Below are 25,166 nucleotides of genomic sequence, written 5' to 3'. Positions count from 1 at the left end.
AAAGGAAACAAGATGGATTCCAAAAGACTCGCCGCAATCCTCATCGACCTCGTCATAACGGCACTGATAAACAATATCCCGTTCTTCTTCCTGATCATCCTGCCGTCCATGCAGGACAACGGCCTCAAGGACCCTACCGAACTCATGTCGAGGGCACTTATCGCAAGCATGATTGCCATGCTCTACCTTATCTTCCGCGACCTGCCGAGCGGTGGCAGCATCGGAAAAATGGTAATGAAGCTGAAAGTCGTCGACGCCGAGACGAAGGTACCCGTATCCGCCGGCAGGAGAATCCTGCGCAACGTCCCCTGGCTACTGAACTGGATCGAGATATTCGCGTTCATCATCACGAGAAAACGCATTGGTGACAGAATCGCCAAGACAGACGTCATCGCAAAATAAAAGAACGCCCCGTAAGGAGCGTTTTTTAATGGGGTTGACAATTGGGTTGCGCAACCCGCGACACTCGTACCGTTTTCGATTACGGCACTTCGACGCTGTCGAGAATCTTCTGCACCACGGTTTCGGCAGAGACTTCTTCCGCTTCGGCTTCGTAGCTCAGGATAATGCGGTGACGGAGCACTTCCATGGCGACGGCCTTCACGTCTTCCGGCGTCACGTAGGCGCGGCCCTGAATGAATGCATGAGCCTTCGAAGCCTGGGCAAGGCCAATAGAAGCACGCGGAGAGGCGCCCACTTCCACAAAGCCAACCAGTTCGCTACGCTTGATGCTGCCCGGATCGCGGGTCGCAAGCACGAGGTTCACGATGTATTCGCGCACGCGTTCGTCCACGTACACCTGCTTCACCAACTGGCGGGCGGCCAGGATGTCTTCCTTCGTGGCGACAGCCTGCGGCTGACGGAGGCCCGCACCGGCAACGGCGTCGAGGATCTTCATTTCGTCGGCCTTGTTCGGGTAGCTGACCTTCACCTTCAAGAGGAAACGGTCCACCTGGGCTTCGGGCAGCGGATACGTACCTTCCTGTTCAATCGGGTTCTGCGTAGCGAGCACCAGGAACGGCTCATCCAGCTTGAACGTCTCGTCACCGATGGTGATATGGCGTTCCTGCATGGCTTCGAGCAAGGCGCTCTGCACCTTCGACGGAGCACGGTTAATTTCGTCGGCGAGCACGAGGTTCGTGAAGAGCGGGCCCTTGCGAGTCTCGAACTTCGCTTCCTTCGCGTTGTAAATCGTGGTACCCAGCAAGTCGGCCGGCAACAGGTCGGGAGTGAACTGGATGCGCTTAAAGTCGAGCGACACGGCATCGGCAAAAGCCTTCACCGCGGTCGTCTTGGCAAGGCCCGGCAAGCCTTCCAGCAGCACGTGACCGTCGGCCAAAATACCCGTCAAAATGCTTTCCACCAGAGCCTTCTGGCCAATCACCGTCCCTTCCACTTCACGCAGCAAGTTCATGCAGAATGCGCTCTGCTGGCGCACCTTTTCCGAAAGTTCCTGAATATCCATTTAGTTAACCTCTATGATTTTTACGGACATTAAAATACAAAAATTGCCCCGAGAAAAACAAATTACGCCCCTTTATGTTACATTTATTGCAGAATATGGCACGTTTTACCGAAGAAGAACTCAAAAATTACGAAGAAAAAATCCTCAAGCAGCCGCAGCCCCTGCCCGACAAAAGGGGATTTAAGCAATTCCTGATACTCATCGGAATCGTATTGGTAATCTACGTTCTCGTTTTACTTCGCGGACCACGCGGCCGCCCTGAAGACGGTTTACTGTTCACCATCGCCAGCGACCCCTCCGTAATCAATAGCCTTCAACTTTGGCACGTTTTCGAATTTGCCAAGTTCCTCCCCGCAATCGGGATTTTCATCTGGTATTCGACATGCATCCCCTTTTTCAATAAGCACATCTGGAAAGACAAGGATCCGTCAGCGAACCTCCCTCCCAAAGATTTCTGGCTCAGGAACTTCAAGATTGCCCTAAGCATCGCCTCGTTCTTTTTCTTCTTTTCCCTAGAAACTTTCGCCCGCGGGGAATACAACGGCCTGTTCTATTCCGGCCTGGGCCAGCCTGCATACATCATCGCGCTAGGCTACCTGGTCGCATCTACTTTGTACATCATCAACGCATTCTTCCCCTTAATCAAGAGGCTCCGCCCCAAGTACGGCATAACCCTGCTCGCCTTCGCCGCAATCCTCGAAGCATGCGTCAAAAGCTGTTTTTCGTAAAGGCATAGACGGGGGAACCGCCCTTTTTAAAAAACTAGCCATCAGAATCAAAGCCATAATTTATCATAAAATAAAAGCGATTTCTCGGTTCATCAATTTCCCGTCCATACCGAAACTCTGCTGAAAAATCCTTATACGCCAGATAAATTCCGGTACCAAACTCATGATAAAAACCCGTAGCCGGAGAACCTAAACCAGCTTCATTCTTATCTACACCGTGGGCATTACGCGAAATGTGTTCACTTAGCCCCACTCTAAGATTTTTACTTACAGGATATTCTTCGATTAACATCAATCCGCCGTAAATAGGGACTTGCTTGTCAACCACTAAAACAGACATACCGAACCAGCCTTGAACGCCTACGTATTCCCATCGGGAACCAGCAAGGCCGCTTATCGAATAAAGATTTTCCGAATAAAATCCCAGAACCAAATGGCTGTATCTAAACAAAAGAGAAACATCTAAATCACCAAAGAGTTCTACATCAGAATAGTCACTCTGCAACCGATTCTTGCCTCGATGGAGGCCACCGACTTTAGCAGTCCCTCCGATAACAATAGCAGTTCCGTCTTCTTTCACATTCATAAACTGCGCTGCAGAAGGCGGATGACTTGAGCACCCCGCAAGCAGCAGGGCGCACACCATCAACACAATCCATAAAATTCCGCGAGCCATTATCTATAAAATAGAATATCTAGGCAAAACCCGGATTCATTCCATCCACCAATTCGTGGACTTCATCAAATAAAAAGACCATATTCCCGGCGCGGGGAAAATGATCCATACCTCATTTATAAGAAGAGTCATTATCCGCAGGATTTTTTGTATATTTTCCCATAGTAGTAGCAATTAACCCCGCCGACACCGATAAACTCAGGGCGGGAAGTTCAACTATCTGCTTGAGGTCGTCTTCCTTCGCGAAATCGACAACATCGCGAATCAAGACAGTTGCCCTGTGGGGAACCGGCCCCACGGCTATCAACGTAGAGCACCCCCACATTTTGTGGGATCATCAATCTGTCATTAACAGGTTTGTGAACCGGTGTTCTGCGCTCTACATGCATATCTCCCGTTTGCAAACCGCAAAAAAAACAGGAGCATATCATGGCTAAAAATATCGATTTCAACGGACTCTGTAACGCTATCGCGCAAATCGACGAGGCCTTTGTCGAAAACACCGCCAAGGCAATCAACAAGAACGTGACCGCCCGCAACTGGCTTACCGGCTACTACATTGTGCATTACGAGCAGAACGGCAACGACAGGGCAACGTACGGAGCTAAAACGCTCCAAAAACTAGCGGAACGCCTAAACAAGAAATCACTTTCTTACAGGAATTTGCGTCTTTACCGCCAATTCTACATGGAATTCAAGAATTTGGCGCGTCCGGTTCTTGAATTCACGGCTTCAGAATTCGGCTCAAACAGGCTACCAACAGCCGATATGGGTGCCAATCTGGAGGCATTGTCCCCTATGGGTTCAGATTTGGCAAGCGGTGATTGCCAAATTGGGCAAGCAGTGCTTGCCCAATCTGAAAAGATCGAAATTCCGCCTGAAACACTCTTTAATAAGCTCCCGTTCACCCACTTGTCCCTTATCATGGCCTTGGAAAACCCATTGGCCCGGACATTTTACGAACTTGAAACAATAAAAGGTGTATGGAGTTCTCGTGAACTCAAGCGCCAAATCGACTCCAACTATTTCGAGCGCACTGCCCTGAGCAAGAACCCTGCAAAAATGAGTGCAATCGTCCAGTCCCGTATTGCCCAGACAGGACATACTCCGGCCTTAAAAGATTTGGTCAAAAGTCCGTATGTCTACGAATTTATCGGACTCAGCAACAAAGACGTTGTCGAAGAATCCGATTTGGAAAACGCTTTGATGAACCACCTTGAAGAGTTCTTGTTGGAGTTGGGCAATGGATTCTGTTTCGAGACACGGCAAAAGCGCATACTCGTTGATGATGACTACTTTTTCTGCGACCTAGTTTTTTACCACAGGATTCTCAAATGTCATGTGTTAATCGACTTGAAAGCCACAAAAATCAAGTACGACGACATTGCGCAGATGAATCTGTACCTAGCCTATTACCGGAAGAACGTAATGGAAAAGGGAGACAATCCCCCTGTAGGGATTTTAATGTGTACCAAGGCAGGCAAGGAACTTGTGGAATACGCAACAGCGGGAATCGAGGAATCTCTTTTTGTGCAAAAATACAAGTTGAACCTCCCCGCCGAAGATGAACTCACCCGATGGCTCAAAAAAGAAGTCAACGAAAACCGCGATTCTCCTAAATAAAGCCGACCATATTGCTGACGCCAACAAAATGGTCCCTACAAATACAGTCCAAATCGGACGTCGCACTTGAAGCCCGCGAATTCCGCATAGTTCATCCACACGGCGCACCCGACGCTCACGCCATTGATAAGCACGTCCTCGTCCTCGATGATGTTCTTGCGGCTTTGCAGGGTATGCTCGTAACGGACGCCCAGCGAGTAGTGGAACAACGGTTCAACATACTCTTCGCTTTCAAACGGCTCATAGGATGTGACGCCAATACCGACTTCGGGCGCAATTTTCCAAATACCGTTCATGTCGATTGGCGGCCTGTAAAAGGCGTTTGCATCGACAAATGCCATCGATAAATTAGTGCCGCCACCAAACGACATAAAAAGCTCTCCAAACCGAGAAACAAAGCCCCAAACAAGATCCGCACCGCCCGCCACATCTTTTTCTTCAGCAAAGAAAGGCATGGTCAGTGCAATTCCCAAGTAGCCCGTCTTGTACTTTCGATTCTTCTCGCGCCATTTTTTCTGGTTTTCCTTGGCACGGCGCGCATTCTCCTCATTTTCGCGCTTGTGATATTCACCTTGGCGCTTTTTGCAATCATAATCGTCGTCTCTGCACGAAGTCGCCATATCGACAACACCCCAAATCACCTCCAGCACGGAAGGCTTATCATCATCGCTGCGCGATTTCGAAGGTTCCGCCCACGCCGGTAAAACCAGCATGCACACGCATGCCAGAATCATCCGCAAATTGTGTTTCGGCGAGAACATACCTAACCCCTACATTTTACTCTAATGCAACATCTCCATATACATGAAGATATACTATTGCGCTTGAAAACGAGCGTTGGTTATCTGCGAATTCCGTGCGTTCGTCGGGATTATTTATTGCAAGGAGATGCCGCATCAAATGCGGCATGACGTTGCGCAAGCCGGAGATGACAACCCGTCGTTTATTTCTTCTTCGCTTTTGCGGCGGGGAGTTCGGGAAGCATCGCGTCCAGGAGTTTCGCCAAGAACTTGCTGTCGGCAATCTGTTCGTTGGTTACGCGGAGCATGGGCTTTGCACCTTCGTAGGGTAGCTGCTTTTTCGCGTTCGGCAACAGCTTAAGCGCCGCAGGCACGGGCTTCACCAGCAGGCGGTCATCGTAAATTCCGCCGAAGACTTTCCCGTCGGCATACAGAATGTACTCGCCCATCATCTTGCGGGTCGTCACGCGGAAACCACCTTCAAGCAGTTTCCCATTGAACTGCTCCAAAACGTGGTCACGGAACTTTTCAGATCTCGGCATTTATACCCCTTGACGTATTTTATATTGTAATATAAAAAATTAATTTGTATATTCTCCCTATGCTCAACTACGTATTCCTTATCCTCGCCATTGTCGCAGAAGCCGCCGGCACCACGCTCCTCAAGATGTCGGAACAGTTCACCAAACTCGTCCCGTCCATCGCGTCGCTCGTCTGCTACGTGGCGTCGCTGTACCTGCTGAGCCTTTGCCTGCGCACCATCCCCATCGGCATCGCATATGCCACCTGGTCGGCACTCGGCATCGCGCTTATAACCATCAGCGGAATCTTCTTTTTCAAGCAGACGCCCGACCTGGGCGCCATCGTAGGGCTTATCCTGATCATCTCCGGTGTGGCGGTCCTGAACCTGTTTTCGAAGATGGATATCCACTAGATTCATTGGACCTCTCCATTTTTTTTATTAATCTTTATTAAGATAAACCGAAATGGAGGCCCCCATGGCACTGATGATTATCCAGCTCCTAGTCGTACTTCTCGCGCTTTACGTGGGTTCCCGCTACGGGAGTCTCGCCCTCGGTGCCATTTCCGGAATCGGCCTTGCGATTCTCGTGCTCGGCTTCGGCCTGCAGCCGGGCAAGCCCCCTACCGACGTCATCTACATCATCATCGCGGCGGTAACCTGTGCCGGCATATTGCAGGCATCGGGCGGCATGGATTGGCTTATCCAGATTGCAGAGCGGCTCTTGCGCAAGCACCCGAACCACATTACGATCCTCGCCCCGCTCTGCACGTTCTTCCTCACGGTGCTCGTGGGTACCGGCCACGTGGTCTACACCCTAATGCCAATCATCTGCGACATCTCGCTCAAGAAGGGCATCCGTCCGGAACGCCCGTGCGGTGTAGCCTCTATCGCCTCGCAGGTGGGCATCACTTGTTCGCCGATTGCCGCCGCAGTTGCTTCGTTTGTCATCATCTCGAATGCGAACGGTTTCGAAATCAACAACCTGCAGGTCATCGCGGTTACGATCCCCGCCTGCCTCTGCGGCCTCATGGCCGCGGCCGCCGTCTCGTACAAGCGCGGGCTTGACCTCGACAAGGATCCCGCCTTCCAGGCCCGTCTCAAGGACCCGCAGATGAAGGAATACATGTACGGCAGCACCGCCTCCGTGCTCGACAAGGAAGTCTCCAAGGAAGCCAAGCGCGCCGTATTCATCTTCCTCGGCGCCCTCGCTGTCATCGTACTCTTCTCCGTGTTCCAGATTATCGGACACGATATCCGCCCGCAATTCCCCACCGGCAAGGTCGTCGACGGCGTGGCACAGGTAAAGCCGCTCGCCATGAACATCATCATCCAGATTGTGATGATTTCGGCTGCCGCGTTCATGGTTATCTTCTGCAAGGCGAACCCCAAGAAGGCCGTGGCAGGCGCCGTGTGGCAGAGCGGCATGGTGGCCGTCGTCGCGATTTACGGAATCGCGTGGCTTGCCGACACCTACTTCGCGAACTACCTCGACGTGATGCAGGGCGGCCTCAAGGATATCGTGCAGCACTACCCGTGGGCCATCGCGTTCGCCTTCTTCGCAGTGAGCGTGCTTATCAACTCGCAGGGCGCCGTCGTGGTGGCCATGCTCCCGCTCGCCTACAGCCTCGGCATCCCGGGCCCCGTGCTCCTGGGCGTACTCCCGAGCGTGTACGGGTACTTCTTTATCCCGAACTACCCCTCCGACATCGCGACCGTGAACTTCGACCGTTCGGGCACTACCGTCATCGGCAAGTACCTGCTGAACCACAGCTTCATGCGACCGGGCCTCGTGAGCGTCATCGTCTCGACAATCGTGGGCACACTGCTCGTAAAAGTATTCTACTAGGCTTACAGAACCTTTTCCATGTACACGCACTCGAACGTGTCATGATGGGCTTTACCGTTTTCGTTGAAGCGGTAGCCCATTTTTTCGTAGAAGTCCGCGACGTTCACGCGGCTCGAAATCTCGACCTTCCTGAAGCCGGCCTCGCGCATCCACTTTTCGGCCTCGGCGACGACGGCCCGGCCCAAGTGCTGCCCGCGGTATTCCGGCAGCACCACGACGCGCCCGATTTCGGCAACGCCCTCACGAACTTCAAACCAGCGGCAGGTGGCCACCGGGTAAATGTCGTCCAGCGCCAGAACGTAATGGCAGTCCGCGCCGTCACGCGAATCGATTTCGGCATCAAGCGGAATCTGGTGCTTGCGCATCATCGCCTGGATGCGCACGTAGTACGCTCCCGCGCGTTCACTTTCCCTCGTTACTCGGACAATCTTCATACACCTACTTCACAGCGATGCGCTGACTGAAATTCTTCCAGAAGTTCCTGATATAGCCGTCGCCCAGGCGCAAGCGCTGCGGCAAGGTAGGTGTGCGGTCGTAGAGCATCTGGATGTATTCGTCCCTATTCTCGCCGAAGTCCAGGATCTCGAACGTGTACACGCTCGGGACATTCTCGCTGCACGAATGACGGATAGAGACTACAGTTCCCCTGAGTTCCAAACGGTAATGTTTCTTGACTATCTCGAGCCGGGCGGCTTCACCCAGATAGAGGACATCCATCTCGTCGGTAAAGATGTCGACGGAATGTTCCGTTAACTTGGTCGTAATTCCCTCGAAACGTTGCCCGTCATTTTTCGTGAGCGCTATATTTTCGGCGGCGAACACCTTGACGTTTTCGCCATCGGTATCGCGGCCGAGCCCGAGGAACAGGCACATCGTCAGGTAGTACGCATTGCGCAACAGCCAGAACATCACCGCGAGCACGCCGACATATTCCAGCACGGTGAGCATATACGTCATGCGGACAAGGCCGGCAAGGGTAAGCGAGAGCAGAATGATGAACGGCACAAGGCTCCGTTTGTCGATACTCCTCTTTGCGCCGGGCTTGTCCTTCCTGGTCACCTTGAACGTAGAGAGCGATATACCCAGGGATTCCTTGACAATGGGCAAGAGCAGGAACGGCATGACCGAGGTCTCGTAAATGCCGCTCCAGCGGGCACATATTTTGCCCTGGCTGCTTACCCTGAGGGCGACCATCTGCAGCAAGTGCATCGGCAGCCAGAAAAGAGCCAAGTCAATCAGCGTGCACTTGAAAATCGGGATGCAGAAAACAGCGAACATCAGCGGTGAAACGAGATAGACCAAATTCTTGACCGGAGAGAACCAGTAGACAACCGAATTCAGGTAGCTCAGCTTTTGCGAAAGGTTCAGCTTGCGGTTGCGCAGGAACTTCAACTGCTTCGCCGTCGCAATCACGCCGCGGCCCCAGCGGGTGCGCTGCTGCACGTGTTCGCGGAAAGACGAAGGCGCGATGCCCGAAGCGAGCGGTTCCGAAAGCCCGAGGCTCACGAAGCCTGCCGATTCTATCAGCATACCCGTCGCAAAATCCTCGGTAATGGATTTCGTGTAAAAACCGCCAATCGCCTCGAGCGCCTTGCGCGAAATGACCGTATTGGAACCGCCGTAGATGACGCTGTTGGTAGAGGTCTTCGCGGCCTCGATTACGTCGTAAAAATAATCCTGCTCATTGGGGACGTTCTTTTCGGCATAGAGGTTATGCTGGAACACATCGGGCGTGTAGAAACTCTGCGGAGTCTGGATAAAACCGAGCGGGCGGCGGCGTTCTTCGGGCAGGGTCGCATTGATGCGTTCCGCATCCACAAAATACGGGATGGTCTTGAGCAAGAACTTGCGCTGCGGAATCATGTCGGCATCGAAAGTGACCACGTAGGGCGAACTGCTGCGGGCCAGCGCCGCATTCAGGTTGCCCGCCTTCGCTCCCTCGTTGTCGGGCCTGTCGAAATAGTTCACGCCAAGTTCCTCGGCCAGCGCACGCATCTCAGGCCGGCGATGGTCATCGCACAGGTAGATATGCACCTTCGACTTGTCCGGGTAATCCATGTGCTTGCAGCCGACAAGAGTCTTGCGCAAAAGTTCCGTTGGCTCGTTGTAGGTCGATACGAACACGTCCACGTCCGGGAAGTCCGCATCCTCGATATGCGGGAGCGGATGTTCACGCAACTTGAGGATGGCACTATTGTGAATGAGCGATTCGACAAACCCGAAAATTTCGACCACCAGCAAAACAATGCTCCCGGCCACCGCAATCCAGCCGTAAGCATACGGGATGGAGCAGGTCACACGCCAGCAGAGGTATATCAGGGTCGCGAACGCACTCAGGAACAAAAGCAAGTCGCCGAAAATGACCTGGCCCGGCCTAGAATTGAACCTTCCGGCCTCTTCCCTGTTACTGTATTGGAGAAGTTGGTCGTATGTCCGGATATGCTTCTGCTTGAGCCGCTTCTTGATCTTCTGCACCGCGAATATGATAAACAGCAAAACAAATACCGGGGCCGCAAATATGCACCAGGCAATGTACGGCCTGCTGCGGGCGATAATCTTGAAGTCCGTCGCAGGCGTATAGACAAGCGAGATTTCTGCAATGTCCTTGCCCTGGAAGATATGCTTCGCGAACTGGCCCGAAAGCGTGAGGTCTTCGTCCGTCAGGAATTCTTCCGCCGGCGAATCGTCCTTCACCATCGCGGATTCTTCCTCCTTGTTCGAGAGGCTCCAAATGGTATAACTCAGGTGGAGCGAATCGAGCAGCGCGTACCAGATTTTCACGCTCTCGAAATCAATCTTGCCGTCGCCCGAGGCTTCGCAGAGGCCGCTTTCGGTAATAAAAATCGGAGTGCCGCTCCCGACGACTTCTCGCAACTTCGCGCGGTAATCTTCCTTATGCGAGGTCGCATAGAAATGGAACGAGTACATCACGTTCTCAAACTCCACCGGGTCCTTCGCCGGGAACTGAATTTCACGGTCATAATTCGGCGTGCCGATAAGGATTAACGCATCGGGCTTGTGCCTGCGGATAACGGGAATGATGATGTTCGAATATTCCTTGATGTCTTCCCAGGTACAGTCGCCGTTGGGCTCGTTGCAGATTTCAAAAATCACGTTCGGGATATCCGCATATTCCTTTGCCATCTGGTTAAAAAACGCAATCGCCTCGGCCAAATTCTCGTTAGGGTTGTTGTCCGTAAGGATATGCCAGTCCACCATCACGTACATGTCGCTTGCAATCGCGTACTCCACACCCCTGCGCAAGATTTCCAGGTTCTTTTCGCGGTCGCCGTTCACGTAGTCGTCGGAATACATCGCAAGCCTTATCAAGTTCGTATTCCATTCCGTACTCAGCTGGTGGAAAAGCTTCTTGTTCACATACTGCGGGTACCACGTGAGGCCATGCGTACTCGGCCCGCGGAGCATCACGAGTTTACCGTTCTCGTCGTAGAGTTCCGTGCCCACTACATGCAACTTGCCGCTCGTCGAGGGGCGAGCGACCGGGTTCCCCGCAAACGCAAAGGACGAAAGCACCAGGAACAGGGCTAAAAAAGCAACAAGGGATTTTGAAGAGGCCATATCTGAAAGATATGAAATCTACAGACGCCAAAACCTAATCTTCTTCCGAGATTCCCATAAGTTTCACGGCGGTTTTCCAAGTTTCCCTGTTCTCGAAGCCGTCGCGCTTGCCGCCGCCATAGCGGGCATGCGCGAATTCCTCCACGAGGCCTTCCCAGCCCTCGAGCTTGCCGTCCTTTACCAGAGTTTCCAGGTTGACCGCGGAAATCCCGAACTTTTCCGCGACAAATTCCTTGCAGACGCCTTCCAGTTCCAGCAGCCACTCGCGACTATCGGCCGTATTCACGCGCTGCTTCAGGACCATCATCTTTTCGCGCAGGGCATCTTGTGCGGCATTCCTTGCGGCAACAGCCGCCTTCGCCGCAGCACGCCTTTTGGCACGCCACAGGCCCGCACAGAGCACGCAGACAGCCACCACCAGGCCCACCACGAGCGGGAGCGGGTTAAAGGGCTCGTTCACGCGCACATCCACGCTCTCGCTCCGCAAATCGAGCGGTTGCCCCATTTGCGTCGGAATCTCGAACCGCATGGCAGGAATATGCAAATTGCCCGTATCGGCCGCCAGGATCTTGTACGTAAAGGTAATCGAGGCCACCTCGGCGCCGTCCTTCACGGACCGCGCCGACTCCTGCGACATGGCCACCTGCGTAAGGCCCTTCGCGTTCGCGGAGCCTGCGGGCACCACCAAGAGGGCGCTACCCTGCACGCTCCAGCTCACCGTAACCGGAAATTCAAACGTATCGCCCACCGTAACCGTGGGCATGCCGCCCTCGGGCCCGGCCTTCACCGTAATGCCCAACTGCTCGGGCGTAGGCATGTTCATCGCCGGCGCAGCACTATCCGGCATGTTCGCCGCACCATCCGGCACAGCGCTTGCAGAATCGTTCAACACGGTTTCCGTATTCAAAGAATCATTTTCCATACATGCAAATCTACAAAAAAACGCCCCGCAAGGTTGCGGAGCGTTAAATGCCTATGAAAGCCGACCGTTACAGCGGGAGCAGTTCGGGCTTGATGAAGTACCCGTTCAGCAGTTCGCCAAACATCGTCATGAGGATGTGCGGGAAGTAGCTGAACCCGCTGATGGTCTTCTGGTTGAACGCCTGGGTACAAGCACTCACCCAAGCCTGGTTGACACCCATACCCGTGAGGCACCATGCGCCATGGAAATGCGGCTGCAGGTTCGCGCTCTTGAGCGTACTGTCCGGCATGCCCGTCACCGCAGAGTAGATCATCGCACCCGCAGTGGTCGGGAGGTTGTCCGGATTGCCATTCGTCTTGCCCACAATGAAGTCGTTCATGCCCTTGAGCAATTGCAGAGCACGCGGGTCCTGCGTCCAGTAGTAGTCCCATGCAATACGCCACGGCACGCGCACGGCTTCATGGAAGAACCTGTAGTAAGTAAAGGGAGCACTGCCGTTCTTCGGGTCAACAGCGTTGCCATTCGCATCGCTCCAGTCCGGAAGAAGCCCAGGGCCCTTCGCCTGCACGCCCAGCATGTAGTTGTACATCGTGTTGAGCACGCCCATCCAGTCGTGAGACTTGTCCACAAGGGCAAACAGCCTAAGCGCAATCGGTGAGAAATAGCTCGGGTTGTACGCGCTCCCGTCCTTTTTCCACATCGCCATGTTGCCGGAATAGATCAATCCCGTCGGGCTGATTTCATATTGCCAGATGGAGCCCGCAATCAGGAGGGCATCGGAGAGGTACACCTCGTTACCCGTCTTGTAATAGGCGAGAATCAAGGCCGTCGCAATGTCCAAGTCGGCATCCGTCGCCGACGAAGCGTTGGACGGCATCACGAGGGATTCATAGGAATACGTCCCCACCTTCCACGGAGTCAGATTCGGGCCGGCCTGATATTCGCGATAGCCCTTGCTGTAGTACCAGAGGGAATTGAGGGCGTCCATATCGCCCATAAAGAACGCAAGCAGCATGCCGTAGCCGATGCCTTCAGACACGGTACATCCGCGCTTCTTGTAGCCGTTCGTGCACTCGTCTATGAGGCAGTAGGAATCGTTCTGCGTATCCCAAACGATACGGGCCGGGTACATGCCGGCAGCGATGTAGTTGCCGAAAACGACATTCCAGTCGTTCGCGAGCGTGGGGTAAAGCGCAGCCTCTTCCGGGAGAGTCTTGTAGTAGATGCCCTTCCAGACACCGTACCAGGTGTAGGCGGCATTGGGATCCGCCGTCGTGGGCAGGGTTCCATAAGGGGTCTGTACGGTGCCACTGCCACCGGCAGACGAAGTAGGCACAGGAACAACGGCGCTACTTGCCGGGGGAACTGGAGCAGGAGTCGGCGAAGAAGGATCATCGCCACAAGCAGAAAGCATCACGGCGGCGCCGATAGCGAGCGCCGGGAAAAGCCAATTTTTCTTCATCTGAGAATTCCTCGTCATTTTTCCCATAATATACCTTTCTATTCGGCATTTATCTACGAAATAATCAAAAAAAAAGCCCGGAGCACACGCTCCGGGCCCTCTATGTGAACGAAATCACCCGATTATTTCAGCACAATCTTCTTTGTCATCGAAACCCCTTGACCTACAACGCGGACCATGTAGGCACCGGCATCGAGATTCGAGAGGTCCGCCGAAGCGCCGACGTCGAAGGATTTCACGACCTGGCCGCGGAGGTTGACCACCTGGGCCTTGCCGGAAGTGACTCCCTCGAACGAGAGCGTACGATCGGAGAGGATCACCTTCGCATCTGCCGCCGGACGGCTCACCGGTTCCACGGCAGCAACTTCGACCGCTTCAGGCTTGTTAATGGCAACTGCATAGCCGTTGTTGATCGACCTGATCTTGGTTATGCGGAAGTCACCGACAGTACCGGCATGGCCTTCGAACTTGAACTTGATTGCTGCAATGTGCTTAAGGGCAGAAGTCTTGTTAACAGCGAGGCCCCAACCCGTAGAACGCTTGAACTTCGACCAAGGAATCACCAGCTGGCGGACATGGTGGCGGGACTTGGGTGCAGACGCCACGTAGGTACCGTAGTAGGGAGCCTTCTTGTTGTCGTCAGTCACGAGTTCTACAGAGAAGTCGATAGTGGATTCGTATTCAATGACGAGGCCGCCCCAGGCAGAGACATCAACGCCTTCCTGCTCTTCGCTCCAGATGTTGAAGCCAAGGCTTGCATACGGATGGCGAGCACCATTTTTCAGCTTCACACGGCCCTTGACACCGTTATAAGCCTTGACGAGCGGGCCGAAGAAGTTACCGTACTCGTCTTCATGGACATTAGCCGGCCATACGAACTTGGAACGACCATGCACGTCTTCGTCGGTTTCCTGGTACCAGTAACCGGAAGTCAGTTCATCCGAACCCGTGCTGACCCTGCCGATATCGTCCTGTGCACCATCCCAGAAGATCGAGTTGGATACAAGTTCCGTTACAATCGGAGTGGGCGGAACAACCGTGCCAGAGCCGCTCGTAATCGACCTGATCTTGGTTATACGGAAATCAGCCTGCATACCGGCAGTGCCTTCAAACTGAATGCGGACAGCGGCAATACGTGCAAGGGCAGAATCCCTATCGAATTCCTCACCCCAACCACTCTGCTTGAACGCCGACCAGGGGAATTCAATTTCACGAACGGTAGTGGACTTGGGAACATACACCTTGAAATTGTCGTACCCCAGATCCTTTTCGTTGTCGGTCACAATTTGCAGCGTAAAGGAGCTCGTAGACTCGTATTCTAGTACGATGCCGCCCCAAGAGGTGACATCTACGCCTTCCTGGTTTTCGCTCCAGATATTGAATCCGACACCGGCATACGGATAGTCGTAACCATCACCGAGCGAAACATGAGCCTTGACGCCACCATAAGCCTCAACCAGCGGGCCAAAGAAATTACCGTATTCATTTTCTTCGACATCCGACGGGTATATGAATTTGGATGTGCCAGCATCATTTTCATCGGTATACTCGTACCAGTAACCGGCAGTCAAATCATCCGACCCCGTATTGACACGGCCGTCCATATCCACGGATCCATCCCAGTAGAGCGTATCGGAAGCAAACTGCGATACAGGCGGAATGACCGGCGGGATAACAGGAGGAACGACCCCTGTATCGGGCGGCACAATCTGGGTACCGGGAGTACCCTCGATAGACCTGATGCTGGTTATACGGAAGTCACCGCTCGTACCTGCAGTGCCTTCGAACTGCAGTCTAATAGCGTTAGCACGAGTAAGGACATAATTCAGGTCAGCCGGAGTACCCCAGCCTTGCTGCTTGAATTCCGACCACGGCAGTACCAGTTGATTGCCGCTCGGAGCCTTGGGTGCGCGCGCCCTGTAATTATCGTAGCCAGTCACGCTCTTTTCGTCTTCAACACTGATTATGGTGTTAAAACCAAGGCTAGATTCATACCCGATTACGATGCCACCCCAAGAAGAGATATCTACACCTTCCTGGTTTTCACTCCAGATGTTAAAGCCGAGACCAGCGTACGGATAATCGTAGCCGTCACCGAGCGAAACGTGCGCCTTGATGCCACTATAGGCTTCGATAAGCGGCCCGAAGAAATTACCATAGGTATTCGCTTCGACATCTGCCGGGAAAACCAATCTAGATGTACCACCATCATTGTCATCGCTGTAGTTATACCAATAACCGGATGTCAAGTCATTTGACCCCGTATTGACACGACCATCAGTATCGATTGCGCCATTCCAATAAAGACCACTGGATACATTCCCTGCGGCAATTGCAGCGGTCGCTGCACAGGCTAATATGCCGAGAGTACTTCGTTTGTTCATAATGAACCTCCCCTGATAAAAAAGTTTAACCCTAACTCTAATATACATTCGTTTGTTCTAAAAAGAAATTTTATTTTACATACAAAAAAAACACCTTGATTCATAAATCAAGGTGTCAAAAAATTGCCACTAGAAAATCACTTGAGGAAAATTTTCTTTGTCTGCAAAAACCCGTGACTTGAAACACGCAATATGTAAATTCCCGCATCGAGGCCAGCAAGATCCATGGTAGTGCTGATTGTAGCGGACTTTACGACGCGGCCCTGCAGGTCAACCACTTCGGCCTTCGCAAGAGCAATCCCTTCAAAAGAGAGCATGCGTCCATTAAGCGACATCTTGACGGAACTGGCCGCCCGGACCGGAACGCTAATCGAAGTATCAGGAGGAAGGCAACATATTTGCCTACACCTAGTACACTGGTTAAGAGAACCAATCTGGCAAATGAGGAAATTACCAGAAGTACCGGCGGTGCCTTCGAACTTCAGCTTGATGGCATAAGTCTTGGCAAGAACGTCATCGATAGGAACTTCAGTACCCCAGCCACCCTGGCTGAACTTAGACCATGGGTAGTTGATAGCAGGGCTACTCGGGTACTTGACAACGGTAGCCTTGTAGTTATCGTAGCCAGTCACGGTCTTTTCGTTTTCAACAGCGAGTTCGATGCCGAAGCTGATGGTGGATTCGTAAGCCAAGCAGATGCCACCCCACTCGGAAATGTCAACACCTTCCTGGTCTTCGCTCCAGATGTTGAAGCCGATACCGGCATACGGATATTCGTAGCCTTCGCCCATCGTAATGGAAGCCTTGATGCCACCATAGGCTTCAACGAGCGGGCCGTAGAAGTTACCGTAGGAGTTGGCTTCGATTCCTGCAGGGTATGTAATAACAGAGGTACCGCTATCACCTTTATCGGTGAAATCGTACCAGTAACCGGAAGTCTTGGTTTCGGTTGAGCCGGTGATCACCTGGCCCAGGGTGTCAGTATCGCCATCCCAAAGGAATTTCGAATCAACGGGACCCTGAGCAAAGATGCTCACGGCCGTAAAAACGACAGCTGCAAACACATTCCATTTTTTCATGATCGAATTCCTCCCTAAATCGTGGACCACCTCAACGTGAATATAAACTCATCGTTTTACAAATGCAATACCTTATACAGAATCCCTTGTTCCTTCGCATAAAAAAACACCCCGACCCGAAGGTCAGGGTGTCGAATTTCTACAGTCAGCAGATTACTTGAGGACAATCTTCTGAGCGAGGTTCACGTTCTTGCCAGCAACGCGGACCATGTAGATGCCAGCGTCGAGGCTGGAGAGGTCCATGGAGGTGCTAACAGTGGCGGACTTCACGACCTGGCCCTGGAGGTTGATCACTTCGGCCTTGGCAGAAGAGATGCCCTGGAAGGAGAGGACGCGGCCAGAGAGCTGAGCCTTGACGGAGCTAGCAGCTGCGACAGACTTGATTGCACCGATCGGTTCAGCTTCGCACTTGGTGCACTTGTTGAGAGAACCGATCTGGCAGATACGGAAGTTACCGGAAGTACCAGCGGTGCCTTCGAACTTCAGCTTGATGGCAGCAGTCTTGGCGAGGACGTCGTCGATAGAGACGACCTTACCCCATTCACCCTGGCTGAACTTGGCCCATGCGAAGTTGGCCATAGTTGCGCTCGGGGACTTAGCAACGGTAGCCTTGTAGTTATCGTAGCCAGTCACGTTCTTTTCGTCTTCAACACCGAGTTCGATGCCGAAACCGATGGTGGATTCGTAAGCCAAGCAGATGCCGCCCCATGCGGAAATGTCAACACCTTCCTGGTCTTCGCTCCAAATGTTGAAGCCGATACCGGCATACGGATAGTCGTAGCCTTCGCCCATCGTGATGGTAGCCTTGATACCGTAGTAGGCTTCAACGAGCGGGCCGTAGAAGTTACCGTAGGTGTTGGCTTCGATTCCGGCGGGGAACGTGAAGGCAGAAGAACCACCGTCGTTCTTATCGTTGTAATCGTACCAGTAACCAGAAGTCTTGGTTTCGGTAGAGCCGGTAATCACCTGGCCCTGGGTGTCAGTAGCACCGTCCCAAAGGAACTCCGGATCAACGGGACCCTGAGCAAAAGCCATGGCAGCGCCGGCAAGAGCAGCGAGTGTAATTTTCTTGTTCATAGTATCTCTCTCTTTTTTTATTTGTGAAAGCCCCCCGGAGGGGACATGGTTTAACGCAAATATATCTTTTTTTTCGCGATAAGCAAGAACAAAAAGTAAAAAAAACACTTTTTTCGAAAAACAGTTCGATTCGTCACACTTTTTCAATAGCAGGCCACTCCACCCCAAAATAGGGACATTCCGTTCCGAACCTCCACCGCCGGTTTCCATTCCGTGCGACCTGCATCACTGTAAAAACATCTTTACAAGGAAAGATTACGAACTATAAATATCTTTTATTCGGGAATAGTTTCGCGGATACACAAGTAAACAACGAAACTATATTTTACAGCCTGGATGGGTGAACATAATCTATTTTTTTTGGCATATAAAGGAGTCTTTTATGACTAGGATTAGCAATACGATAAAGGCACTGGCCGCAGGCGCGCTCCTCTTGGGCGCGATGGAGGCCAATGCGGCTGCATCCACGGCCAAACCCCTCCGCGTAGGTCCCGTGCAGGTCCACGGCGCCCTAGGAACTGACGGCGGCAAGATCGTGGGCCAGAAAAGCGGCAAGGAAGCAATGATCCGCGGCATGAGCATGTTCTGGTCCGATGCTACCGGCATTCAGTACTACAACAAGGAAGTGATTAAGTGGGCCGTCGACAACCTGAAGATCGACGTGTTCCGCTACGCCATGGGTATCGAATATTACGACAGCGATGGCGGTACAAGCAACAAGCTCGATGCAGGCTACTCCTATAAGGGTAACCCTGACACGCAGAAGAGCAAGATCGACATCATGGTGGAAGCCGCCATTGAAAACGACATCTATATCATCATCGACTGGCACAGTCATAGAGCCGACTACGAACAAGACCTCGCAAAGCCGTTCTTTACAGAAATGGCTGCAAAATATGCAAACGTCCCCAACATCATCTGGGAAGTGTTTAACGAACCCCGTCAAGGCCAGGACTGGGGCAGTATTAAGAACTATGCTAACGCCGTTATTTCAGGAATTCGCGCAAAGTCCCAAAACCTGGTACTAGTCGGCACACCTAGCTGGTCTCAGCTCGACCAATATGGTGGTGTAAGCGGAACAAACGTTGGTTACGTATTCCACTTCTATGCAGGAACACATACGGTCGGTCAATTTGGTTCTAAAATCACTAGCGCAAAGAATAGCGGCAACGCCGTATTCATTACCGAATGGGGTACCACTACCGCCGACGGTAAGAGCGATGCCCAAACGGGTCCGTCCTCCGAATGGACGAGCTTCATGGAAAGCAACAAGATTAGCAACTGCAACTGGAGCCTCCGCCAAAAGGTGACCAAGATTGGAAACGCTTCCGATGAAGGCTCCGCCTTGTTCTCCGGCGACAAGGCCCTCACCAAGCAGTCCGAGCTCGCTAGCGCAAGCTACACTGCTTCGGGCAACTTTGTAAAGAGCTACCTCACCAAGAACGCCACGGACTGGACAAGCCAATTCACCGCGACACTTAAGAGCGGCAGTTGCTCCTTCACTCCGACTACCGTCAAGGAAACCGCAGGCAGTGCCTCTAGCGCATTCAAGTCCGGCTGTACCTACACCTCCAGCGACGAAACCGTCGTGACCTCTGCAGGCGCCGTCAAGAACCCGGGTTTTGTCATCATGACCGGCAACGACGGTTCCCAGTCCATCATCACCGTGACCGCCGAACCGAGACAGACTATCAGCGACTTCGAAGACTTCAAGTGCTTCATCGGCGGCTCCTGCACCAAGAGCAAGAGCATGAGAGACCTGGACAAGGACGGCACCAAGGACGAAGTTATCGTATCTGCAACTGGTCAGACGGACCAGGGTTCGACCATCACGGTCACATCGCTCAACCCCGAAATCGTCAAGATCAAGAAGGCCAAGTGCTCTAACTCCGCGGCATGCTTCGGCAAGGCTGATGGAGCTACCGTTTACATGTACCAGTTTACCGGTACAATCGGCACCGCAAAAATCGTAGCGACCGCACCGGCAACGACCGGCTACATCGCCATGAGCGACACCATCACCGTCGAATACGGCAAGATGATGGACGAACTGGGCAAGAACTTCAGGTCGATGACCGTCGAGAAGGGTTCTAGCACCGAGAACGTGTTCATCGAACAGACTCCTATGGCGAAGTCCCCGATCACCTACACCTTTGACGGTGCCGAGGTCTCTCCATACGCCATCAACTTCAACGGATTCCTCTGCGCCGGCGATGTGGACGCCACCGTGACCATCAGGGCTACGACCCAGGAAACGGATGAATGGGCAGGCATCGACTCCACGATTATTATCACCATCGGTAGCGGCAACGGCACGCCGATCATGCTCCAGAAGCCGCAGAACGTATTCAGCGCCAAGTTCGTGAACGGCGGGCTGCTCCTGACCACCAGCCAGAGCGGCAAGGCTTCCATCCAGGTGATTACGACCCTCGGCCAGATTGCGAAGAGCATGCAATCGGAACTCGGCGCAGGCAGCAACTGGATCCCGATGTCGGAACTCAGCGCAGGCAAGTACATTGTCCGCGTGAAGCAGGGAAGCAAGATCCAGAGCGTAAGCATCAAGGTCAAGTAATCCTGGCTAGCTGTTAGAAATTCCAATCCCCGGACAATCGTCCGGGGATTTTTTTCGTTTACGTCATGGCGGCCCACGAGCCGCCATCTCCCTGATGTCATAATATGACAAACCATTATGTTAGATTTACTGCAGGAACAACTTCTATGCAGAACAAAAGCTACACATACATCTTAACAAACAATAACGGCAAAGTAATGTACATTGGCGTAACCGCCGATTTGTTCAAGAAACTCGAGGAAGGCAACCCCATAGGCAACCTTCCGATTTCTTCTTTATAGATGGCGTCCCCGTTGCCGAGGATCATAGCCACTAAGCAGTAGAACTGCAAGTGGCTATTGCGATCAGGTCCGCCATGACGTTACCGTGGTCTCACTTACATAATTATGCAAGGAGATGGCGGGTCAAGCCCGCCATGACGTAAAAAGAAGGCGCCCATTGGGCGCCTTCCTAAATTCATCACCTACGTAAGGATTACTTCTTCGCGGTCTTGTAGTTCACACCGGGGCGGAGTTCCAAACCGATGGTCACGAGCACGGAGACAATGGGTTCGTGATGGTCCTGCGACACGTCGTAGACCGCCACACCGGCAAAGCCGTTGTTCTTCACGTTCTCGGCCACAGCCTTCACGGAAGGAATGCCCATGAACACAATCGCCTCTTCCTTGCTCACAGCAAGTTCAGACTGCGATTCGGAATCGAAGGTCACCTTGTAGTCCGGAGTATCGAACTTGCTCATGAGTTCCTTGTACGGGAGGTAACCTTCGTTACCGCTGCCCACACCTTGGTGAGAAGAGCCGAAGCCGGTCGCACCGAGGAAGGACTTGCCGTAGAAGTAGACCACCGGCACCAGGAGATCCTTCTGGATGCCTGCGCCTGCAGCCTTATCGAGCGTTTCGGCAATAATCTTGCCGCCCTGGTTCGGAACGAGCGTAGAGTTGTCTTCGTTCATCTGGTCAGGGATAAACACGTTGATGTAGGAGAGCTTGTTCATCACTTCGGCGGTGTACGGTTCCATCGCGACGAAGGGGTACATGGTAGAAGCCACAATGGAGCCAGAGAAGGCATCCGTAAGGGCATTCACCATCTTGGCATAGCCTTCGGCATCTTCAGCCGCCATGTTCTGCCAGTCGAGTTCAATGCCCTTGGCATTGTGTTCGCCAACCCAAGTCTTGAGGTTGTTGACAAAGGCAGCAAGCGTTTCGTCGGAACCGGCGATAGCCTTCAGGTTGCCTTCGGCTTCCATGCCACCCACGGAGACCACGAGCTGCACGTTGTTAGCAGCGCACATGGCCGCGAGCGAGTCGTAGTTAGGAGCGTCGTTTTCGTCGGGGAAAGCGAGCGAGCCGTCTTCGGCAGGCATGAGCGAAGAATAGTGAATGTGGGTAACCGTGTTATAGCGGATATCCTTCGGGTAGAACTGGGAATACTGGCTCCAGTAGGGGAAATAGCCAATCACCTTGTCGGCTGCAGCCTGGGACATCGCCACGCAGGCAACCGCAAGAGTCGTTACAAAAAGTTTGAGTTTCATAGTAATCCCACCTTTTATTCAGCAACAGAACTTGAACTTTCATCGCCAGCCGCTTCGCTGCTCGAGCTGTCGGCAGTAGCTTCGCTAGATTCGGGTTCGGCGCCCTCGCTGGAGCTAGAATCGCCTTCACCCGCCGTCTCGGAAGATTCCGGAGCGGCCTCGGAGCTAGAGCTTTCCGGCTCGTCGATAATGACTTCGGGGCATTCATCCGTAACGGCGCAGTCGATGCAGTACGTGACACCGGCATTGGAGCAGTAGAGGTGCGCCATATAGCCGATATTCGCATTAGCCTCGTCGGACTGGCAGGAGCCCTTCTTAACGAGGTTGCTCTCGCTGTCCTTGCACTTGCGGTACGGACGGCCTTCGACCTTGCCATATACCAGGAACTGCCTTGCGAACACGGACGAGTCGAGGGTGAGCGTGTCGAACACGGCAGGCTCGTTGCTCACGCCATTGATATTGAACTGCTTGAGGTACTTCATCTTCGACTTGTCGCTAAAGTCGAGATTCTTCTCGGTGAAGGCTGCATACTCAAGCGCAATCTTCGTCATCAGCACGGTATCGGCCGTAAAGTCGGCTTCGTCAGACGCCGCACCGGAAAGGGTGTTCATGATGTTGACCTGGTCCGCAATCTGGAGTGCACGGAGGTCGGGGTTAATGCTTATGTATTCAGCAGTAGACCAGCCTTCCGGGTAGTTCTCGGATTCCGGATTGCTGACTTCCAAGGAGGAGCAAGCCAGGAGCGCGATGGTAGCGCCGGCAGCAAGAAGAGAAATCTTTATATTCTTCATTTTCGACCTCACTAGAAATTAACCGTCACATCGGCGGAGATAATGTTCTTGTCGACAGAGAGTTCTTTATCCACGTACGGGGGTAAGGTAGCATCCAGGGCTGCGGCAGCGTTCGGGGTCTTGTAGCCCACGGTGTTCTTCAGCATGCCGTAGCGGACAGTGATGTAGGATTCCGGAGCGATGCGGACGCGCGGACCAGCAAGGATGAGCATTTCGTCAACCTTCTGGATGAAGGACATCCCGACAGGGAGACCCGCGATACCGAACACGTTGCCCTCGAACTTCTTGTTAAGCATCTGGGCACCGAATTCCAAAGCAATCGGGCCCCAGATATCGGCAGAGAAGCCACCTACGATTCGCTGCGAAGAGCGCTGCAGGTAGGAATCCTCGGTAGCCTTCTCGAAGGAGCCGGAAACCTTGATCTTGCGGTCAAGCGACGGAACAAGGCGGCCGACGTCGACGCCGAGGCCGGCACCGATTGTCGTGTACTTGTTGTCGGAAGCTTCGGCAGTGTACTGGGAGAAGCGGACATTGACTTCAACGGCATCGTTCCAATCTGCATCGATCGATGCGGCGAATCCCTTGCGGTCAGGCGTCGCGAGGCCGTAAGGCATGGCGAGGTTCACGGACGGGTCCATCAGGAGGAGCGCCTGGGCGGCCTCGAGCTTCTTCATCGTGTTGGCATCGTAAGCGTTGCGGTAGAAGTGAGCGAGCTTGTAGTTGTTGTACAGGCGGTAGTAGAGTTCCACGGCTTCGGAAGAACCCGAAAGAACCGTCTTGGTACCGGAAGACATGAGCGTCGCGGCCGTCAGGAGGTCGGTGTTGTAGACCATGAAGTAGAGGTTCTCGAGGTTACCCGAGGCAAAGTTCTTTGCCACTTCCTGGTCGGCATCGCCATAGAGGGCGTTCGCGTTGAAGATAATCCCATTGTTCATGTAGTTCGGCGAAGAAGCGAGGTCGGACCAGAACTCCTTATCGTTCATGAGGTACATGCCGTCCACCTTGAAGTTAACGCCGGCAACAGAACCTTCCACGAAGGGGCGCACGTTCAGGGCCGTGCCCTTGTCGTCCATCAGGTCAACCGTAGTCCTTTCGGCGTCCTTGGCATTCACGGTCGAAGACACGTACACAATGCTCGTCATGACATCGCCATCGGGAACGGGGGCTTCCTTGATCTGCGTATCGAAGGAGGGGTCAGTGTCCATGTATTCGGCATCGACTTCCCACCAGGACATCGCATATTCCCCATTGAGGCCGAAGTTAACCGGCAGATGCGGGAGGAGCTTCTTCGAGTTGAATCCCAGTTCAACAGAGAGGACGCTGTTGTTGTCGTAGAAGATGGTATCCTTCAGACCGAGGTCACGGGAGCGAGTGGTGAGGCGGCGGTCAAGCGCACCGACAAAGTTCGCACCGAGATTGGCACCGAAGGCGCTAAGACCGGTACGGAGACCGTAGGCATAGCGGTCGGCCCAGTCGAAGTCGAAGAACACCTGGTCGTTCTTCTTCGCGGTGTTGCGCAGACGCGCACCAGTCGCCTGTGCATAGATATCGTCGAGGGCGCCCACGTTACCACTATGGAACTCGGCATTCAGGCCCTGCATGAGTCGGCGGGACGTCGTGTCGAGATTGCGGTAGGACAGAGCCTCGACTCGGTTCTGAGCGAAGATCTCGGGCTCCTGGAGGATTTCAACCTGCGGGGTATTGATGGTGAGCGGGGTGTAACCGACACGCATGTATCCCAAGTTGAAATCGACATGGTTGTTCAGGATCTTGCCATCGTAGCTGAACCAGTGACCGATAACCGGGTTGTTGTTCTCGTCGACGCCGCTCTGCCAATCCTTGTGGAGGCGGACCTGCACGTCGAGGCGGGTCTCGGAAGAGGGCTGGGCGAGGAACTTGAGGTTCACGTCGGTAAAGGCCTGGTTTTCCTGAGTGGCGGAATTGTCAAGGAACTGGTCGGAAGTCGCCATGGAGGTGAGGGCGCCGGCCTTGGCGGTTCCGCCCAAACGGAGGCCCAGGATGGACTTGTTCAAGGAATCAAGTTTCTGCAGGAACGAGGTCTGCTTCGTGACAACCGAGGAATCGGCTTCAGCGAAGGCCGCCGTTGCAGAGAACATAAGAGCGGTCGCAAAAATGAGCGTGGTCTTCTTGTTATTCATCATCTTTCAT

At 53.3% G+C, this 25,166-nt stretch carries 21 protein-coding genes; 7 read left to right on the top strand and 14 right to left on the bottom strand.

Annotated elements, in window-relative coordinates:
- Positions 1-12: 12 nt before the first annotated feature.
- Positions 13-402, top strand: coding sequence for an RDD family protein (locus B7994_RS09560; RefSeq protein WP_088638235.1), 390 nt, complete (start codon positions 13-15; stop codon positions 400-402).
- Positions 403-481: 79 nt separating this feature from the next.
- On the opposite strand, the gene B7994_RS09555 is transcribed toward B7994_RS09560, so the two are convergent.
- On the bottom strand, positions 482-1,465 hold the full coding sequence (locus B7994_RS09555; protein WP_088638234.1) for a MoxR family ATPase: 984 nt from the start codon (positions 1,463-1,465) through the stop codon (positions 482-484).
- 95 nt (positions 1,466-1,560) lie between these two features.
- Between B7994_RS09555 and B7994_RS09550 the strand changes: the two genes are divergently transcribed.
- Entirely contained in the window at positions 1,561-2,193 is a 633-nt protein-coding gene (locus B7994_RS09550; RefSeq protein WP_088638233.1) for a hypothetical protein, read from the top strand.
- Between the two features lie 34 nt (positions 2,194-2,227).
- Here the strand turns inward: B7994_RS09550 and B7994_RS09545 are convergent, their stop codons facing one another.
- Positions 2,228-2,869, bottom strand: coding sequence for a hypothetical protein (locus tag B7994_RS09545; protein WP_144063831.1), 642 nt, complete (start codon positions 2,867-2,869; stop codon positions 2,228-2,230).
- A 429-nt stretch (positions 2,870-3,298) separates the two neighbouring features.
- Here B7994_RS09545 and B7994_RS09535 point away from each other — a divergent pair, with 429 nt between their 5' ends.
- Positions 3,299-4,492, top strand: a complete 1,194-nt coding sequence (locus B7994_RS09535; RefSeq protein WP_088638230.1) for a YhcG family protein — start codon at positions 3,299-3,301, stop codon at positions 4,490-4,492.
- A 35-nt stretch (positions 4,493-4,527) separates the two neighbouring features.
- Here B7994_RS09535 and B7994_RS09530 read toward each other — a convergent pair whose 3' ends face one another.
- Together B7994_RS09530 and B7994_RS09525 are read right to left on the bottom strand one after the other, a co-directional pair.
- Positions 4,528-5,253 (bottom strand): hypothetical protein, encoded by a 726-nt coding sequence (locus B7994_RS09530; protein WP_144063830.1) that lies wholly within the window; start codon positions 5,251-5,253, stop codon positions 4,528-4,530.
- A 182-nt stretch (positions 5,254-5,435) separates the two neighbouring features.
- A complete protein-coding gene (locus B7994_RS09525; RefSeq protein ID WP_088638228.1) occupies positions 5,436-5,774 on the bottom strand; it encodes a TfoX/Sxy family protein in 339 nt (112 codons plus the stop codon).
- Between the two features lie 59 nt (positions 5,775-5,833).
- Between B7994_RS09525 and B7994_RS09520 the strand changes: the two genes are divergently transcribed.
- Both B7994_RS09520 and B7994_RS09515 read left to right on the top strand, forming a co-directional pair.
- Positions 5,834-6,166, top strand: a complete 333-nt coding sequence (locus B7994_RS09520) for a multidrug efflux SMR transporter (RefSeq protein WP_088638227.1) — start codon at positions 5,834-5,836, stop codon at positions 6,164-6,166.
- 64 nt (positions 6,167-6,230) lie between these two features.
- The gene (locus tag B7994_RS09515; protein ID WP_088638226.1) at positions 6,231-7,601 is read left to right on the top strand and encodes an anaerobic C4-dicarboxylate transporter; all 1,371 of its coding nucleotides are present in this window, start codon (positions 6,231-6,233) and stop codon (positions 7,599-7,601) included.
- A gap of 2 nt (positions 7,602-7,603) precedes the next feature.
- Here the strand turns inward: B7994_RS09515 and B7994_RS09510 are convergent, their stop codons facing one another.
- The 7 genes from B7994_RS09510 to B7994_RS09480 form a co-directional block, all read right to left on the bottom strand.
- Entirely contained in the window at positions 7,604-8,035 is a 432-nt protein-coding gene (locus B7994_RS09510) for a GNAT family N-acetyltransferase (protein ID WP_088638225.1), read from the bottom strand.
- A gap of 4 nt (positions 8,036-8,039) precedes the next feature.
- Positions 8,040-11,180 (bottom strand): cellulase family glycosylhydrolase, encoded by a 3,141-nt coding sequence (locus B7994_RS09505; protein ID WP_088638224.1) that lies wholly within the window; start codon positions 11,178-11,180, stop codon positions 8,040-8,042.
- Between the two features lie 34 nt (positions 11,181-11,214).
- Positions 11,215-12,102 (bottom strand): BatD family protein, encoded by an 888-nt coding sequence (locus B7994_RS09500; protein WP_088638223.1) that lies wholly within the window; start codon positions 12,100-12,102, stop codon positions 11,215-11,217.
- A 67-nt stretch (positions 12,103-12,169) separates the two neighbouring features.
- Positions 12,170-13,564 carry a glycosyl hydrolase family 8 gene (locus B7994_RS09495; protein ID WP_158213127.1) on the bottom strand — a complete coding sequence of 465 codons (1,395 nt, stop codon included), beginning with the start codon at positions 13,562-13,564 and terminating at the stop codon, positions 12,170-12,172.
- Between the two features lie 122 nt (positions 13,565-13,686).
- Positions 13,687-15,948: a T9SS type A sorting domain-containing protein gene (locus B7994_RS09490; RefSeq protein WP_158213126.1), complete on the bottom strand. Its 2,262-nt coding sequence runs from the start codon at positions 15,946-15,948 to the stop codon at positions 13,687-13,689.
- Between the two features lie 137 nt (positions 15,949-16,085).
- Complete coding sequence (locus tag B7994_RS09485; RefSeq protein ID WP_088638220.1) at positions 16,086-17,027, bottom strand: T9SS type A sorting domain-containing protein; 942 nt, start codon at positions 17,025-17,027, stop codon at positions 16,086-16,088.
- A 153-nt stretch (positions 17,028-17,180) separates the two neighbouring features.
- Positions 17,181-18,104 (bottom strand): T9SS type A sorting domain-containing protein, encoded by a 924-nt coding sequence (locus B7994_RS09480; RefSeq protein WP_158213125.1) that lies wholly within the window; start codon positions 18,102-18,104, stop codon positions 17,181-17,183.
- Positions 18,105-18,486: 382 nt separating this feature from the next.
- Here B7994_RS09480 and B7994_RS09475 point away from each other — a divergent pair, with 382 nt between their 5' ends.
- Both B7994_RS09475 and B7994_RS14470 read left to right on the top strand, forming a co-directional pair.
- Positions 18,487-20,676: a cellulase family glycosylhydrolase gene (locus B7994_RS09475; protein WP_088638218.1), complete on the top strand. Its 2,190-nt coding sequence runs from the start codon at positions 18,487-18,489 to the stop codon at positions 20,674-20,676.
- Between the two features lie 104 nt (positions 20,677-20,780).
- On the top strand, positions 20,781-20,957 hold the full coding sequence (locus B7994_RS14470; RefSeq protein ID WP_144063829.1) for a GIY-YIG nuclease family protein: 177 nt from the start codon (positions 20,781-20,783) through the stop codon (positions 20,955-20,957).
- A 193-nt stretch (positions 20,958-21,150) separates the two neighbouring features.
- Here the strand turns inward: B7994_RS14470 and B7994_RS09470 are convergent, their stop codons facing one another.
- The 3 genes from B7994_RS09470 to B7994_RS09460 are packed head-to-tail and all read right to left on the bottom strand — an operon-like array spanning position 21,151 to position 25,159.
- Positions 21,151-22,206, bottom strand: coding sequence for a glycoside hydrolase family 18 protein (locus B7994_RS09470; protein ID WP_088638217.1), 1,056 nt, complete (start codon positions 22,204-22,206; stop codon positions 21,151-21,153).
- A gap of 14 nt (positions 22,207-22,220) precedes the next feature.
- Positions 22,221-22,997 (bottom strand): hypothetical protein, encoded by a 777-nt coding sequence (locus tag B7994_RS09465; protein ID WP_144063828.1) that lies wholly within the window; start codon positions 22,995-22,997, stop codon positions 22,221-22,223.
- 11 nt (positions 22,998-23,008) lie between these two features.
- Positions 23,009-25,159, bottom strand: a complete 2,151-nt coding sequence (locus tag B7994_RS09460) for a hypothetical protein (RefSeq protein ID WP_088638215.1) — start codon at positions 25,157-25,159, stop codon at positions 23,009-23,011.
- Positions 25,160-25,166 lie beyond the last annotated feature (7 nt).

Source organism: Fibrobacter sp. UWR2, assembly GCF_002210285.1.
GTDB lineage: Bacteria > Fibrobacterota > Fibrobacteria > Fibrobacterales > Fibrobacteraceae > Fibrobacter.
This window is presented reverse-complemented; position numbering and strand designations above follow the sequence as displayed.